General features: G+C 71.6%; 12 protein-coding genes and 3 pseudogenes. 5 read left to right on the top strand and 10 right to left on the bottom strand.

All coding sequences use genetic code 11. From position 1 onward, the window contains the following. Positions 1–8 precede the first annotated feature (8 nt). The 7 genes and pseudogenes from ACFVS6_RS04950 to ACFVS6_RS04920 all read right to left on the bottom strand — a co-directional run bounded on the left by ACFVS6_RS04950 (position 9) and on the right by ACFVS6_RS04920 (position 8,251). Positions 9–1,940, bottom strand: coding sequence for a protein kinase (locus tag ACFVS6_RS04950; RefSeq protein ID WP_389700696.1), 1,932 nt, complete (start codon positions 1,938–1,940; stop codon positions 9–11). A gap of 102 nt (positions 1,941–2,042) precedes the next feature. Continuing rightward, positions 2,043–2,237: pseudogene (locus tag ACFVS6_RS04945) on the bottom strand (beta-propeller fold lactonase family protein); the annotation flags it as partial. 38 nt (positions 2,238–2,275) lie between these two features. After that, positions 2,276–2,386, bottom strand: a pseudogene (locus ACFVS6_RS04940) (beta-propeller fold lactonase family protein); the annotation flags it as partial. 442 nt (positions 2,387–2,828) lie between these two features. Next, the gene (locus ACFVS6_RS04935; protein WP_389700694.1) at positions 2,829–5,723 is read right to left on the bottom strand and encodes a LuxR C-terminal-related transcriptional regulator; all 2,895 of its coding nucleotides are present in this window, start codon (positions 5,721–5,723) and stop codon (positions 2,829–2,831) included. A 349-nt stretch (positions 5,724–6,072) separates the two neighbouring features. Continuing rightward, positions 6,073–6,237 carry a hypothetical protein gene (locus tag ACFVS6_RS04930; RefSeq protein ID WP_389700693.1) on the bottom strand — a complete coding sequence of 55 codons (165 nt, stop codon included), beginning with the start codon at positions 6,235–6,237 and terminating at the stop codon, positions 6,073–6,075. A 325-nt stretch (positions 6,238–6,562) separates the two neighbouring features. Then, positions 6,563–7,078, bottom strand: coding sequence for a DUF4232 domain-containing protein (locus ACFVS6_RS04925; protein ID WP_389700691.1), 516 nt, complete (start codon positions 7,076–7,078; stop codon positions 6,563–6,565). A 600-nt stretch (positions 7,079–7,678) separates the two neighbouring features. Next, on the bottom strand, positions 7,679–8,251 hold the full coding sequence (locus tag ACFVS6_RS04920) for a dihydrofolate reductase family protein (protein WP_389700689.1): 573 nt from the start codon (positions 8,249–8,251) through the stop codon (positions 7,679–7,681). 1,031 nt (positions 8,252–9,282) lie between these two features. Between ACFVS6_RS04920 and ACFVS6_RS04915 the strand changes: the two genes are divergently transcribed. Continuing rightward, positions 9,283–10,137 (top strand): class I SAM-dependent methyltransferase, encoded by an 855-nt coding sequence (locus ACFVS6_RS04915; protein ID WP_389700687.1) that lies wholly within the window; start codon positions 9,283–9,285, stop codon positions 10,135–10,137. Positions 10,138–10,570: 433 nt separating this feature from the next. On the opposite strand, the gene ACFVS6_RS04910 is transcribed toward ACFVS6_RS04915, so the two are convergent. After that, on the bottom strand, positions 10,571–10,732 hold the full coding sequence (locus tag ACFVS6_RS04910; RefSeq protein WP_389700685.1) for a hypothetical protein: 162 nt from the start codon (positions 10,730–10,732) through the stop codon (positions 10,571–10,573). A 215-nt stretch (positions 10,733–10,947) separates the two neighbouring features. On the opposite strand from ACFVS6_RS04910, the pseudogene ACFVS6_RS04905 reads away from it, so the two are divergent. Together ACFVS6_RS04905 and ACFVS6_RS04900 are read left to right on the top strand one after the other, a co-directional pair. Then, a pseudogene (locus ACFVS6_RS04905) lies at positions 10,948–11,358 on the top strand (transposase); the annotation flags it as partial. Positions 11,359–11,384: 26 nt separating this feature from the next. Beyond that, positions 11,385–11,591: a hypothetical protein gene (locus tag ACFVS6_RS04900; protein WP_389700683.1), complete on the top strand. Its 207-nt coding sequence runs from the start codon at positions 11,385–11,387 to the stop codon at positions 11,589–11,591. 122 nt (positions 11,592–11,713) lie between these two features. Here ACFVS6_RS04900 and ACFVS6_RS04895 read toward each other — a convergent pair whose 3' ends face one another. Further along, entirely contained in the window at positions 11,714–12,907 is a 1,194-nt protein-coding gene (locus ACFVS6_RS04895; protein WP_389700681.1) for a barstar family protein, read from the bottom strand. 176 nt (positions 12,908–13,083) lie between these two features. Between ACFVS6_RS04895 and ACFVS6_RS04890 the strand changes: the two genes are divergently transcribed. Then, positions 13,084–13,629 carry a hypothetical protein gene (locus ACFVS6_RS04890; RefSeq protein ID WP_389700680.1) on the top strand — a complete coding sequence of 182 codons (546 nt, stop codon included), beginning with the start codon at positions 13,084–13,086 and terminating at the stop codon, positions 13,627–13,629. Between the two features lie 121 nt (positions 13,630–13,750). After that, complete coding sequence (locus ACFVS6_RS04885) at positions 13,751–14,236, top strand: hypothetical protein (protein WP_389700678.1); 486 nt, start codon at positions 13,751–13,753, stop codon at positions 14,234–14,236. A gap of 156 nt (positions 14,237–14,392) precedes the next feature. Here ACFVS6_RS04885 and ACFVS6_RS04880 read toward each other — a convergent pair whose 3' ends face one another. Beyond that, the gene (locus ACFVS6_RS04880; protein WP_389700676.1) at positions 14,393–14,689 is read right to left on the bottom strand and encodes a hypothetical protein; all 297 of its coding nucleotides are present in this window, start codon (positions 14,687–14,689) and stop codon (positions 14,393–14,395) included. Positions 14,690–15,739: the final 1,050 nt, after the last annotated feature.

The raw sequence follows: 15,739 nt of genomic DNA, 5'->3' as shown, positions 1-15,739 counted from the left end.
GGCGCCACTCATCGAGGGGTCTCGATGCACTGGGCGGGGGTGTCCCTGCGGAGGGAAGGCCGTTCGGACCCGGTGTCGAAGGAGACCTCGACGTTCCAACGGGTGGCATGGCAGAAGAGATCGAAGGTGTGGACGGGGCGGATGGTGTAGGCGGTCCGTCCCTCAAGGACGAACGTCTCCACCGGCCCGTCCGGTTCGAGTTTCGCGTCCGTCGCGAACCCGTACGAGGACGACCACCGCACGGACAGGGTCACGGGCCCCGTGCCGTCGGTGACGACGGAGACGGGGGCGGTCACCCGGCCGTCCCGCACTTCCAACCGGCCGATGTCCATCCGCACGACCCGCGTCGGCGCGACGACCGCCGGGCCGGTGTCCACGGGCCGCGGGATCGCGGGCTCCGACACCACGGGCTGGGGGATCGCGGGCTCCGACACCACGGGCTGGGGGACCACGGGTTCCGACACCACGGGCTGGGGGACCACGGGCTCGGGAACCACCGGGCCCGGTACCGCCGGCTCGGGTCGATGGACGGCGGCCGGCGGGGCGGGCACCGCGGCCGGCGCCGACCGCGTCCGAACCGGCGGTTCCGCCGCGACGGCCGGGGCCTGCGGGGCGGCGGGCCGCGCGGTCGTAGAGGCAGGTATCAGGGCCGGTAGCAGGGTCTGTACCGGGGCCGGTATCGGCGCGGCCGTCGGGCTGGGTATCGGGTCGGGGGTCGGGGCGGACACCGGGACGGACACCGGTGCGGGCGTCGGGACGGACACCGGTGCGGGCGTCGGGGCGGGCGTCGGAGTCGCCGGGTCGGCGCGCGGCTCGCCCGGCTGGTCCGGCCCGGGCAGGTCGGGGAGGGCCGCGGCCGCCTCCGTCGCCCGGTTCGCCGAACCCTGCGTGGCGAAGACCCCGTACGAGGCGATGCCGGCCAGGGCCGCCACCACCGCGGCCATCCGACCGCCGCGCAGGGTGACGGCCGAGCGGGCGGCCGAGGGCTTGCGATGCCGGGGCAGGCCGGGGAGACGGGTGTGGGCCGCGTCGGAGGGCCCACCGGCGGAGTCCGGGACTCCATGGCCGACGGTCAGGAGGGATGCCACCAGGGCCGCCAGGCTACGGCGTCCCCGCTCCTCCCAGTCCGTGCCGAACCGCCCCCGCGCGGCCGCCTCCAGCGACTCCAGGAAGCGCTCCATGTCCTGGGGGCGCTCCCCGGGGTCCTTCGCGAGCCCCCTGAGGATCAGGTCGTGCGCGAACGCGGGCGCCCTCTCGTAGGGGATGGCAGCCGTGTTGTGCTGGACGGCGAGTTCCAGCAACGTTGCCGCGTGGTAAGGGCGTTCTCCGGTGACGCACTCGAAGAAGGTGGCCGTTGCCGCGTAGACGTCCGCGGCCGGCCCGACGGCGCCGCCGGTCCACTGCTCCGGCGCCATGTAGGCCGGCGTACCGGCGGCGCCGACCCCGGTGCCGGTCGGTACGGCGATGCCGAAGTCGATCAGCTTGGACCGGCCCTCGGGGGTGACGATCACGTTTCCCGGCTTGTAGTCGCGGTGCACGACTCCGGCGCGGTGCGCCGCGGACAGGCCGAGCAGGGAACCCTTGAGCACGAGCAGCGCCGATTCGCCCGACAGCCGTCCCTCCTGCCCCAGGAGGGAGCGCAGGGGGACGCCCGTCACGAGTTCCATCACGATCGCCGAGCCGTCGGGCTCCTGGACGTACTGGAACAGGCGCGCCACGTACGGACTGCGCAGGGTGGCCAGGAGCACCGCCTCGTCGCGGAACGACGAGCGGTGGTGCGGGTCGTCGCGGACGCTGTCGCTCAGGTATTTGATGGCGACCTGCTGCCCCGTCTCCAGGTGCAGGGCGCGGATGACCGTTCCACCGGCACCGTGTCCCAGGTGCTCCAACGGGCGGAAGCCCGGGACCGTGCATGTCGCATGGGTGTGTGAAGGTTGCACGACGTTCCTTGTACTGGTCGGTTCCGTTCGTCGGCGGTCGCTGCCGACGGATGTGCTCGGAGGCTAGGGAGGCCACCGGCCCCGCAGGAGAGCAACGGCTGCTCAAGTGCGCACGGCGCGGCTCGCGAGGGGTCGGACGATCAGGACGTGGGACACCGAGGGGAACGCCAGCCGGTGGGCCTCGCGGACGGGAAGGCCCGTCCGCGGGTCCAGGGCGAAGCACACGAGCTCGCCCGAACGCTGGTTGGCCACGTAGAGCCATCGCCCGGTCGCGTCGATCGCCAGGTGACGCGGCCAGTCGCCCCCGCATCCGGGGGGGGGGCGCCGAGCGCGAGGTGCCCGCCGTCCCGGCCGACGGCGAAGACCGCGATGGTGTTGCTGCCGCGGTTGGCGACGTACAGGTGCCGTCCGTCGGGGGACGGGACGAGCCCGGAGGGATGGTTGGGAACCTGCTCCCCTGTTCGGTCCCGCGGCGGAGGGGCCGCCCGAGGCGATCAGCGACGCGGCCCCCTTGTTGCTCCGGAGATCGGACAAGGCCTTGCGGGCGACGTCCATGTGGGCGTAAAGACCTGGCAACTCGGTTTCTCCTTCGGCGAGATGACGCGCGGCCTCCCGCTCGGAGCCCGGGAGCCCGGGAGCCGAAGAGCCCGGGAGTCCGGGAGCCGAAAAGAGCGAAGAGGCGAAGAGGCGAAGCCGGGGAGGAAGGTGGTGTGGGCGGAGTGGCGGAGTGGTGAGGTGTGGATGAAGCGTCACCCGCGTGCACGGGCCGGGAGTGAGCAACAACTGCTCATTCGCCACCGCCGCAAGCCGGGCGCGGACCGCGGCCGGATGAGTGACGGACTAGTCAGGCCCGGTGCGCCGACCCCCTGAGAGACTGCTCGCCGCGGCTCACCGGGTGGCGGCGGCCGGCCCGCCCGGGCCCACCCCGCCCAACGCGGCACCGAGCTGGGCGCGTCCGGTGATGCCCGTCTTGGTGTAGACCCGCTGCAAATGGTTGTCCACGGTACGGGTGGACAGGTGCAGCACCTCCGCGATCTCCCGGCTCGGCAGTCCCCGGAGCGCCATGAACGCGATCTCGGCCTCCCGGGGCGTCAACGCCGCCGCCGCACCCGCGGGCATCCGCAGCGCAGGCGTCCGCGCCCCCGGACAGCGGTCCAACAGCCCCGCGGCCCGGACCTCCAGGGCCTGGGCCGAGCGGTGCCGACCCCGCCGGCGCCACAGGGCGCCGGCCGTCAGCAGCGCCTCCGCCGCAACCAACCGCGCACCGACGCCGACCAGGAGCTCCGCGGCGCGCACCAGCCCGTCGGGGTCCTCCTCCGCCCAGGCCCGCGCCACGGCGGCGCGCGCCCGGTGGAAGGGCCCCTCGCAGGTCTTGGCCAGCCCGTCCAGCCGGTCCGCCGCCCACTGCCCGCCGCCGAGCCGGGCCACGTCCAGCAGCATGATCGCCTCGGAGTGCGCGTGGCCGAGCACGCGGGCCTCCTGCGCGGCCCGGAGCAACATCCGGCAGGCGTCGCCCAACCGTCCCGCCGCGGCCAGTGCCCATGCCGGCCCCAGGCGTTCCTCCGGCATGCTCTCAGCGACGGGCAGGGCCGCCCGTTCGGCCAGAGCACGTTCCGCGCCCTCCACGTCCCCCTGCTGGGCGGCGGTCGCCGCGAGCAGGCTGAGGGCCTCCGGCAGTGTGTAGGCACTGTGCGGTCGCGAGGCCCGGATCGCCTCGGCGAACAACTGCCGCGCCCTGGCGAGGTCACCGGCCAGGAGGGCGGTGCGGCCGAGCGTCACCTGGAGCATCCGCGCGTCGGAGTGGTCCCAGTCGGCGGGGGCCGCGTCGAGCGCCAGGGCGTCGTCCAGCAGTCCGTACTCCGTCAGCACCACCGCGGAGATCGAGGTGCGGGCCAGTTCCAGCGTGGTCCGTGAAATGGCGGAAGCCGTAGCCGGTACCTCGTACGCCTCCAACCCGCGCATCCGCTCCAGGGCCGCGGCCCCCCGCCCCGTGTAGGCCGACGAGACCGCTTCGGCCAGTCCCACCCGGAAGGCGAAGTCCCGGGCGACGGCGTCCGGTGCGACGGCGTCCGCGGTTCCGGCGACGCCCGCGACCTCCGGGGGCCGCGCGACCTCCGGGGGCTGCGCGACCTCCGGGGGCTGCGCGCCGCCATCCCCCGTATCCGTGCCTGCGTCTGCGCCCGCATTCGCCCTTGCATCCGGACCCGCGCCCGCCCCCGCCCCCGCCCCTGAATCCGCCCCTGCATCCGCGCCCGCGCCCAAGCCGGCGAACGCGGCGGACCCGTTGGCCTCGACGAACTCGCGGCAGAAACGGAGGGCGGCTTCCCACTCGTGGGTGGCGGCGGCGACGGTGATGCGCAGCACCCGCAGGACCACGGGCAGGGGCTCGTCCGATCCGGAGTGCCAGTCCCCCTCCACGACCGACCACGCCGCGTCGAGGCCGCGGCCCAGCCCCCAGACCAGGTTGTGCACGCGAGCGGTGATCGCCTCCAGCCTGTGGCGCGGATCCGAGGCCGACCCGACGGCGATCCCCAGAGCCGTCTCCGCCTCCGTGAAGCGACCCGCTTCGTACAGGGTGCGTCCATACAGCATCCACCGCTCGAAGGACCGTTCCTCGGGCGGGATCGCCTCGATGAGCTCCAGGGCCCGCAGGTGGTCCCCGGTCAGGGCCGCCCTGCGCGCCGCCTCGCCGAGCAGGCCCGGATCGCCGACCCGCCCGGTCGCCTCCAGCCGCGCGAGCGCGACCTGGAGCGGATCCTCCCGGCGGCGTGCCCCGAGGCCCTCGACCAGGTCGGCGTGGAACAGCAGGAGTGCCCGCTCGCGGAAGGTGGTGAGACGGGAACGGATCGTCTCCCCGTACAGGGGATGGGCCAGGCGGGCCGAGGCCCGGCGCCCGTCCCTGGTGACGGTCACGAGGCCGCTCAGCTCCAGGGCGTCGAGGCCCGCGTGAGGGGCAACGGCCGCGAGGTGGTGCAGGGGCAGGGGTTCGCACAGGGCCAGGAGGTCCAGCGCCGTGCGGGTGTCCGCCGCTGCCTGGGCGAGGCGGGCCCCGATCAGCTCCTCCAGGTGGGGGGAGAAGGTGTGGTCGTCGTCGAGTTCCCACACTTCGCCGTCGTGGACCAGGACGCCGGACGCGCGGGCACTGCGCACGAGCTCGCGCAGGTAGAGGGGGTTGCCGCCGCTCAGGGTGTGGAACCGGCGGGCGGTTCGGCGGCCCACGGGACGCTCCAGCACCGTGCTGAGCAGACGTACGGTCTCCTCCTGGCCCAGCACCTCGATGTCCACGCGGAACACCTTGTCGTCCACGAACCCGGCCGCGAGGGCCGTCCCCGGGTGTCCGGTGCGCGCGGTGGCCAGGAGCAGCACGGCGTCGACGTCCATCAGGCGTCGCAGGAGCAGCGCGGAAGCCTGGTCGAGCAGGTGCAGGTCGTCGACGAACAGGGCCAGGCCGGTGGGCGTGGCCAGCGTGCGCAGATGGGCGGCGGTCTGCTGGACCGCGGAGAGCAGGTCGTCGCGGTCCAGGTACGGGGGTACGAGGTGGGCGAGGGCGCCGAGCGGGACGGCCGCGGCAGCGACGGTGGCCTGTGCCCGGGCCACGGCGTAACCACGGGCGCGGGCCCGCTCCAGGAACTCCCCGGCGAGACGGGACTTGCCCACCCCGACGGCCCCGAAGACCACCAGACCGCACCCGGGGCCCGCGTCCATGGCCGACTCGCCCGTTTCCAGTTGGGGTTGACGCCCGACCAGCGGCCACGGCCGGTCCGGCCGCGTACTGCCTGGCATGCTCCTGCTCCTCACTCGCATCCCGACCGGCCGACCACCCCGCCCGCCGGGATGCGGTACGGGGCGCCAGCCATGGCCGGATCCGGAGCTCAGCCTCGCCGCTGAGCAGGCCCGCCGCGTGAGTAGCGGCTACTCGGACAGGCCTCGGAACTGCGGCGGAAGCCCACGGGTCGGTCCGTCCTGCTGCCGGGTGAGTAGTGGCTGCTCTGCTCGCGGTGGCTCGTTCGCTCCCACGGCGCAGCCAAGCCGCAGTCACAGCAGCCGTACGACGCTGCGGCGACCCACCGCCCAGGGGCATCCGGTGGAGTCGCCGCAGGACCGGGCAGGTGCCGGACCCTCGCCGGGGCGGTCAGGACCGGCCGTCGCCCTTCACGTCCGCCGTGCCCGGGGCGCGGCGGACGAAGGACACGCGCGCACAGGGCTGACACAGCAGCGCCGGCCGCTGCGTGGCGGCCACGGGGACGGGGCGGAAACCGAGGTCGGACAGGTTGCTGGTTCGGGTGCTGTGGGTCATGGCTCCTCTTTCCGGTTGACGGGGATCGGGGGGATCGGGGGATCGGGGATTCGGCGGTTCGGCGGTGCGGTGGCTCGGGATACGAGGCACGCTGCCGGTGTTGCGGCGTGACCGTGCACCGTCGTCACCAGGCTAGGGAGGGCCGCACCACACGCAGGTCGTCCCATTGGTGGACACCGGGGGTGAACGTCCGACGGCGCCGACCCGCGGCATCCCGTTCCCGAACGGAGCCTCGCTGCCGGCTCGGCCACCTCGGGCACGGACCCTCGTACGGGCCCGTCGAACGACCGGGGCACGGTTGCGCCCGGGGCCACGGCGGCCGTCGTCAGCGGGCGGGTGTCGCCGTCACCGGGCCGACGCCGAACTCACCGCCGCAGACCCGCAGCGGCACGGGCACGTACTGGGAACGGTGGAGCCCGGGCGGGTAGACGCGCAGACCGGCGGCGACCGGCCGGCAGCGCCCGCCCCCGGTCGTGCCGTCGGCCGTCGTCACGGTCGCCGCCCCCGTCACGCCCGGGGCGATGACCACATTGACGGGCTGCTGCCCGTTCCGCTGCGCGGGCGCCCCGACCTGCCGCCCGTGCGCGTCGACCGCGCTCACGCCGGGATATCCGTACAGGCTGCACGCCGCGCCGGTGGAGCCACTGAAACGGAGCGGGACGCTGAGCTGCCCCGCGCCGGGGTCGGGCCGACCGGCACTCACCGTCACCTGGCCGTCGCGGCAGGGGGACGGGGGCCGTGCTCCGGCCCAGGCGGAGGTGGTGGCGACGTATCCGAGCGCCAGGAGGACGGCGATCGGCAGGCAGAGGGCGTGCAGGGCGAGGCGGCGGTACCGGTTCATCGGAACTCCTACGGGACGGACGACCGGGGGCTGACACGGCGGGACACGACCGGCCCCCGTACACGGCAGAAGCCGTGCCACACGGGACGGGCGGACACCCGCCACCCACCAGCCCACCACGTAGATTCACCCCGTATGTCCTGCGACCGGAGGACCCGGGGGACGAACGTGCGACGGCCGACCCGAAGCACGGCAGCCCGCCTCCCGCTGACCACCCGGCAGGCGGCCCACACCCACGGCTTCACGGGGCCCCGGCCCGGATGCGGAACGTCAACCCCTCCGGGCTGCCAAGACGTCGGTCGTCCGGACCTGCGTGATCGGGCCCGAGCGACACCTCCTGCCCCAGGCTGCGTACGCGGGCCACGACCCCGCTCGGGGTCTTGGACGCCGACGGCGAACTCCCACCGGGCTGCGCACCGCTCGGGGCCGCCCCCAGGACGAAGTCCGCGCAACCGCAGCAGCCTGGCGCCGCGCCCGCAGCGACTTCCCGGCCCCGCCCCGGCAGGTGGTGAAGTCCCTGTCGGTCCGGGGGGAAAGATCGCCGTCCCGCAGTGACGCGTCGGGCGGTTCCCTGCGTGCTCGGCGAGTGTGGGGTACTTGTCAGCGGACGACGTCGAGGACGTTCTTCTGCAGGCCGTTGGCGTAGGCCTCGTGCTCGACGAGCTTCAGCTTCTGGGTGTCCTTGTCGGTGGTGCTGAAGAGCCGCTTGCCCGCGCCGAGCAGCAGCGGGAAGACGATCAGGTGGTACCTGTCGATCAGGCCTGCGTCCGAGAGCGCGTGGTTCAGGGTGGCGCTGCCGTGGACGATGATCGGGCCGCCCTCGGTCTCCTTCAGGGCGGCGACCTCGTCGAGGGTGCGCAGGATCGTCGTCTCGCCCCAGTTCGTCACCAGGTCGCCCTCGGCGAGGGTGGTGGAGACGACGTACTTCGGCATCACCTTGTAGTCGGCGAAGTCCTCGATGTCGGGCCACACCTGGCTGAAGGCCTGGTAGCTGGTGCGGCCCAGCAGGAGCGCGCCGGCTTCCTCCTGCTCGCGGCCTTTGATCTCGTAGGCCTCGGGAAGGAACTCGACGTCCTTGAAGGTCCACCCGGAGTTCCGGTATCCGGGCTCGCCGCCCGGCGCTTCCATGACGCCGTCGAGAGATACGAAGGCGGTGCTGATCAGGGTACGCATCTGGGTTCCTTGGTGTCTGGTGTCCGGTGTTGGGCTCTCAACGGGTTCGGCTGGTCCACGCTACGACGGCTCCTGTGGCCGCAGTGTGCACCTTCCACGTCCTATGACTGCGGATCGTGAAGGAACTCATCGGTCGTCGCCGGCCAAGTCCGACAGCCTCCGACGTCTGGACCGACCAACCCGGGCCACATTGCACCGCCACCCGCACTCCGGCCGGCAGGTACACAGCCCCCGGGGGCCGAGGCCACCGTGCGGGTCCGTGCGGGCCAAGGGGCCATCGCGAGGAAGCTGGAGAGGGCCGCGAAGGCGGGGCGGGGCCGGGGGCGCGTTTGCCGCGTTCCACCGGGCCGCGTACTCCCGCGTCAGCGTCGCAATGTGGGTGGCCCGGTTGATCTCGACGCAGAGCCGCCCTGCGACCAGCCGTGCGCGGACCGCAGTTCACGGATCAGCTCCCCGATGTCCATCCCCCCACCGTGCCCGTTCCCGTGTCGGGGGGCTTCTGGCCGACCGAGGGCAGGAGTACCGGCAGGCACATCCGAATGGGCCTTCGGCGCCGAAGATGAAGCGACCGGGCGGACCGCAGTCGAGGGGGGCGCGTCCATGGCCGATACCACCGGCGACACCCGTACCGACAGAGAGATCCGCGCGGAGCACGAGGCCGCGAAACTGTTCCCGAACCTGCCGGTCAAGCCCCCCCCAAGGGACATCCAGGCAGACGACGTCGGTGTCACGGAAGGCGGCGGCAGGTGCGGCGGCAGGTGCGGCGGTACGTGCTGCGAAAGCCCGCCCCCCTGCTCATGTCGTGGTCACGCGTTGTACGGCTCGATGTGTCGGCTTCGATCGGGATCCGGTGGTCCCCGGCCTTGAACTTGTTGGCGATGATGGTGAACTCAGGGAAGTCGATCTCGCCTCCGCGGCCACCGCGGGCGTCTGCCACGGCTGTGCCGATGTCGTGGGCGGTGCCCGCAGCCCGTCGGGCAGACCAGCGGCATCGACAGGCACGGCACCCGATGAGCACGACGGAGGATCCTGTGAACCAGACCGATCTGATGGCGAAGGCACCCTCGATCGCCGCCTCCATGGCAGCCGGCGCCATGAGCCGGGGTATCCAGCTGTCCCAGACCCGCTACAGGACCGCACTCGTCTCCGGCTGGGACATTCCGGCCGGCGCGTCGGTACTGGAGGTCGGCTGCGGACAGGGCGACATGACGGCCGTCCTTGCCGAGGCCGTCGGCCCACACGGCCGGGTGGTCGCCGTCGACATCGCGGACCCGTCGTACGGCGCCCCAGTCACCCTGGGGCAGTCGGCGAAGCACCTCGAAGCATCGCCGCTGGGCTCCCGCATCGACTTCCGCTTCGGACTGGACGTCCTCGACGAGGCGGTCACCTTCCCCGACAGCGGGTTCGACTACGTGGTCCTCGCCCACTGCTCCTGGTACTTCGCCTCCCTGGACCCGCTGCGGGAGACCCTCGCCCGGGTTCGCCGTTGGGCCCGGAACCTGTGCTTCGCCGAGTGGGACCTCGCACCCCGCTCGGCCGACCAGCTGCCCCACCTCCTGGCCGTCCTGATCCAGGGGCAGGTGGAGGCGAGCGGCTCTCGGGGCGAAGGCAACGTACGCACGCCGTTCTCGCAGGAAGGCCTGGTCCGGATCCTCCCGGCAACAGGCTGGCACCCCGCCCCCATACGGGCCGTGGACACAACCGCCCTGCAGGACGGCGACTGGGAGGTGGAAGCCTGCGCGGCACTGCTCGACGACGTCGATCGGATGACCGAGCTGCCGAAAACGGTACGAGACCTGGTACTGAGCCAGGCGGATGTGCTTCGGTCCCTGGCGAAGGAGTCCGGCAACACGCCATTGCCGGCCTACTCGCTGACCGCCCACTGAGCGCACCGGAACAACGGAACGCCGGTCCGGGGCCGCGACCGCCCGACCGGCGGGAAGCGGGACCGGGGCCCGGATCAGAATGCGCGTCCGACCGGACCCCTCGCCGAATCGGATCCGGCTCCTGAGGGACCACCCGCCGACCCTTCCGCCGATGCGCTCGCGGAGCTTCACCACTGTCCCCGCCGGTCGCCCGCGCGGACCAGCGACCGTAAGGCTGACCTGTAACAGCGAAGACGGACCGTTTGCCGGCGACGTCGGCTGACGGCTGTTCGCGTCACCGAAGATGGACCGCCGCGGGGTCAACGGGATGGAGGTGCTCGTCGGGACGGCCGGCTGACGAACGGCGGACGTATCCGGGCCGGCCGCCGGCTGTCTTCCGACAGGTGGTTCTGACCGGTTGCCAGAGTTCGATCAGGTCGGGGGCGCTGACAGGTCAGATGCTCGGCCGGTGTCGGTGAAGCTCCGCCCGACGCTCCTCAACGAAATCCATCGCTTCGTGGATCGTGCAGCCTGACGCGTCCCGGTACGCCTTGATCGCGTGGATGATCCGGTCGCTCAGGATCTCGTGGTCCACGTTCTCTGACACGTCGTTCACGGACTCACCGTACCGACAGGCGTTCGACCATGTCGGATAATTCCATCCGGTAATCGGTCAAGATCACATGCCAGGGGGCATCGGCTCGCAGAGGGGCGCCGAAACGTGAGCCGACCGTGCTGCGAACGGGCTCTGCGCTCCAGACCCGCGGCGGCGTATCTTCGCTGTCACGCAATGAGGTTGGTCCATCGTTGATGGCGATCAGTCCCGGTTCGCTGTCACAGGTCAAACGCGCCCGCCCAGCTGTTCAGCCCAGCGCGGACGAGTTGTGGCTGCTGTTCGGACGGGTGGTGCCGGAGGCGCCGTCGCGGCCCCAAGGCGGTGGGCGGCGTCGGCATGGTGACCGTGAAGTACCGGCCGCGATCGAGTTCGCCGCGACGTCGGGTTGTACCTGGAAGCAGCTGCCCACGGCATCGTTCGGCCCCGTCCGGGGCGACGGCCCACCGACGGTTCTCCGAGTGGAGCAAGGCCCGGGTATGAACCAAGCTGCACCCCCTGGTCCTCGACGAACCCGGGGCCCGCGGCGAGCTCGACCGGTCCCGCTGCGCGATCGACTCGGTGAACACGAGGGCTTTGAAAAGGGGGATCCGACGGGGCCGAACCCTGTCGATCGGGGCAGAGTTGGGCTCGAGGAGCCAAGCAGACTGGCCAAATGAGACGACGCCTCAGCGCCCTGTCCCGGCGCCCGGCCGTCCACCACATCTCCATCCGCCCAAGCCCCACCACCGCGTTGGTTCAGCTCGCCGAGCACCTGCCGCCCGCGATCCTCGCGTCCAGGCTCGGCCGGCCTGCAACCCCCCACTGCCCGGCAATGGCGCCGCTGCGCCGCCGACCGGACCGCCTACCTCGAAGCCCGTAGCACGAGCAGGGCACCGGGAGACTATACGACCGGATTCCGATGGCTTGGTCGTCCTCCACTCCCTTCCTTGTCCAGGTCAGAGGCTGTCTTCAAGGGGTCTGGGATTGTCGGTGGCCCCTCCGTCACCGGAGCACGACGGTGACGCTCTTCTCGCGCAGGAGGTTCACGGTCTCCTCGAAGTAGGACAGGCCGCCGCGGTGGGCCAGGACATGTCCGGCGAGGGCGTGGCGCGCGATGGCAGCGTGGTGCCAGACGAGGGTGAACGGGGGGACGACGGAAAACCCGCCGCACAGGCAGTCCTCCACCGAGTCCAGGCATCGGCCGTAGTTGGCGCCAGGGCCGAGCAGGGCTTCGCCGAGCGCCAGGAGCAAGCCGTTCCTGTCGGTGACGTGCTGTCCGTCCAGGTGGTACGTCCCACCGGAGAGGCCCTGCACCCCGTACGGGCCGACGCGGGTGAGGGCCAGCCACTCGGACCGGCCCTCGGCGTCGAACTGAGCCCACTGGTTGGGCTGCGTGGGGACACCGTCGGACCAGATCTCCCAGACAGCGCGGGCGGCCAGGGTGGGGCGGTCATCCCCGGGGTCGGTGACGGTGACGTCGATCAGGGCTCCGCCAAGGACGGATGGGCGTGCCTCGACGGTGTCCAGGTCAAGGCGGTACCCGGTCATCGTCCGGCCGTGGTGGTCGAGGGGCCGGAGCGTGATCGGGGCGCCCTCCTGCGGAAGGAGACGACACAGCAGGGCCAGTAGCGGTGCGGCGGGTTCGCAGCCGATCAGATGCACGGGCTGGGTGGGTCGTTGCGGACGCCGGGTGAACAGGCCGTCAATGGAACGGCAACTGTCCGATGCGCTGTCCCCCTGGATCGAGGGGAACCACAGGTCGAACCGCGGACTCGAAGGAAGCCGCTTGGTGCCCCAGGAGTCGTCCTCCCTGACGCCGGTGCCCACGACGATGTCCCAGAGTCCGGGATCGGCAGGCGTGGGCCACTGGGCCAGGACAGTCGTGTCCTCCAGGTCCCAGAAGCGGGCCGGCCCGTCGGCGGAGGGATCCACAGGCTCGATCGAGAGCGTTCCGTTCCCCAGCAGCCGTACCGGTTCGGCCCTGTCCGTCACGGCCTGGACCAGTGGGCTCTCGCGCGGGCAGCCGCGCAGCGTCAGGATCTCTCGAGGCAGTGGAGGCGCGTCCATGAACAGACCCTCGATTTCGGCGCACCGCCCCCACAGCACGCCCTCCTCCTCACCGTCGGTGTCCTCCCGCACCAGGAGATACCGGACCGGGAAGTCCCGCTCCCACCCCACATGTTCCTCGGACCGCACGCTTCTCCATTCCCACCAGGCTGTCTTGGCGCGCCAACCCTACGTTTCGCTGACGCCGAAGCCGTCCGACCGGCATGAGCTTCGTTCGCTGAGTGAGGTAAACCGTTGGACCCGCTGACGGGTGCGCGTCGTAGGGTTCGGGCGCGGAGATGCGGTCGACGGGGAGGACACGGTGGATGGCGGGACTGTACGAAATCTGGCAGAGAGCGGAGGCATCGCGCCGAATCGACGTGTTGTCGGGCTTCATCGCGATGTGCGAGGCGGGGAACGACGATGCGCGAATCCGGCTCGCCCGGCTGGTTGCCGGCGCGGACAAGGCCCTCTCCGCCTCGCCCCCGGATTTGGATATCGCCTCGGGGTACGTGGACGAACTCGTTCGGTGGGCTGACACGGAGTGGGCGGATCACCCCTATCGCCCTGTGGAAGCCCGGCCCGACGAGGCCGATCGGCAGACGCGTGACTACGCCAAGGATCTCCGGTACGCCGAACTCCCGGTCCTCGTGCGGGAGGAGATGGTCGGCATCGAGCTCAGTCTCGAAGTACGGTTCCTGGCCCTGTGTTGCCAACCAGGGTTGGATTGTCGGACCCGCCAGGACGTCTTCTACGTCGCCGGGCGTGCCGCGATGGCCCTGGACCTCGGGCATCTGGAAGCGGCAGAACGGGAAATCCGCCGCCTGGAACAGGTGGGTTCTGCGGAACCACAGGGGAGCCACTGCGGCTGATACCCCGAGCGGCCCATCACCGTGGCTGCCAGGCCCCGGGATAGACTGCCCCGCCCCACCCCGACCGGAGGCCATCTCAGTGTCACCTGCACGGATATCCGCCGTTCCTTCGCTGGCTCTGGTGATTCTCGCGCTGTCCGGTTGCTCTTCCTGGGGATGCACCGACACGACGGCGGAGCGCGGTCATGCCGGTGTCAGCGTGCAGGTTGTGAACACGCATGAGCGGCCACTCGGCGTCACCGCCGTGGTCGTCGACTGGCGCCTCGAGGCCCACCCGCAGGTCCCCTCCGAAGGCGACAAGGTCCACTTCCGGTTCCGTTTCGACGGCGCAGACCAATATTCCAACAGCACCGTGGACGCCTGCGCGGTCGACAAGGAACGTGTGGCGTTGGGATGTCGGACGGTTCACTCGTCCCAGGCGTTCGGGCCGGCCGAAGATCCCCTCACGGGTGACGCCTGGATCGCCGTCGAGCAACCTGATCAGGTTGCCGAAGTGTTGTTCATCCCCAATGACCAGTCCGACGACCGACGCACCTGTGACAAGGACTTCAAGGACGGTGGCGGAATGCATCCTCCGGAACCACCCCACCTGGGGGACCAACTGTAGGGCGGTCGGGACGGTTGAGCGCCGGACACGGGACCCCACCGAACCCCTGGGCTTGGTCCCGCCGATCATGTCCGGAGCCGGATGACGGTTGCCGCGACGGTGACGCTGCCGCAGGTACGGGTATGCGTGCTGAACCAGCGGGCGACATCGGTACGGTCAGCACCTGCGATGCCACCACGCCAGATCCGGGTCTGCTGTCGGCTCGTGGTGCGTTCGCCCGAGGAGTACCACGTCCAGGCGCTCCACCTGCGTCCGGAGTTCGCCGGCGGCCCTCGGCGGCAGCATGAGCAGCGCATCCTCCAGCTTGTCCCGGGCCCAACCCTCGCCGCAGCACAGGCAGGTGAACTCCGCTTCCCACCGTCTCCACCGGCGCCGCGTGCCGTGGACGCGCAGGGACCACACGCTCAGCGCCACCGCCACGATGCCCGGCGACAATCGCTCCCGTTCGAGCACACGGACAGCGGCATTCGCCGCTCCCGACAGACCCGGGACATCGCGATACCGCACCCAAGGCCTCCTACAGCCGCATTCCCGCGGCCGAAGCGAGGCAGGTGTTCTACGAGGCACGGCCCCTTCTGATGCACATCATGAGCCCGATCTTCCCCACAACCCGGATCGGCCGGACCGGACCCGGACGGGCTCACGGCTCCTCCCGCGCGACGTGCAACAGATGCCCATTGTCCCCGGGCTTCGGGAGAACTCCGCGGGTCCGAGCAGTACCTGGACATCCGTCCCGTCGTCGTCGGCGGTAGGTCGCCTACGGCCCGTCCGCGTCGTGCCATGCGCGCAAAGGCAGCCCGCGTTCGGGATTGGCGACGTCGCCGGACCCCCTGCACGGGCCCGGGCCGGGCGGGGCCGGGCCGGTGCGGGTTGGTCAGCAGGTCTTGTAGTCGTGCTGGGTGGTGTTGTCGGCGCGGCGCAGGGTTGAGGTGTCCTTGTCGTTGTTCCCGACATAGGCGGCGCGTTGCTGGTGGAGTGTGGTGGTGGTGTTCGGACGTCCCCCACTCCCGCGGCGCGTGCGGGCAACCGGTTGGAGGTCACCGCCGAGAGGGTCGGGTATGGGGCTGCCTGCGGCACCCGGGCCGACCTGACCACCGCCCAGGCTGCGGCCGCGGTCGATCTGGACGAAAAGCCCGCGATCCGCTTGATGGCCCCCTCCGGCTGATGGAGTCCCTGATGCCGGTCGCTGCGACCGGTGGTCGCCTGGCCGCGGCGCTGGCCGCGGCGGCTGGGATCGGCGACTTTCACTCACCCGCGTCGGGACCAGCTGCACCAACGACCACGGCACACCGGTGCACGGCGTGACCACGTCGGGCACCGGCGCTGGTAACGGCAACCTGCCGGCGGTTCCCCTGGGTAGTCCTCTCAACCAGTGCGGGGGAGCTGACCTGTGCGGATGCCGAGGAAACGCTCCTGGCCGGCGAGGGAGCCATCGCGGCGGAGGCCGGCACCCTGAACTTCGTCGAGGGCCGGCTGACGGCAGGGGTGCGGTGCGCTGTATAC

It is taken from the genome of Streptomyces sp. NPDC057939, from assembly GCF_042887545.1.
Lineage (GTDB): Bacteria > Actinomycetota > Actinomycetes > Streptomycetales > Streptomycetaceae > Streptomyces.
The sequence above is the reverse complement of the archived record's forward strand: the minus strand, read 5'-3'. Positions and strand labels throughout refer to the sequence as shown.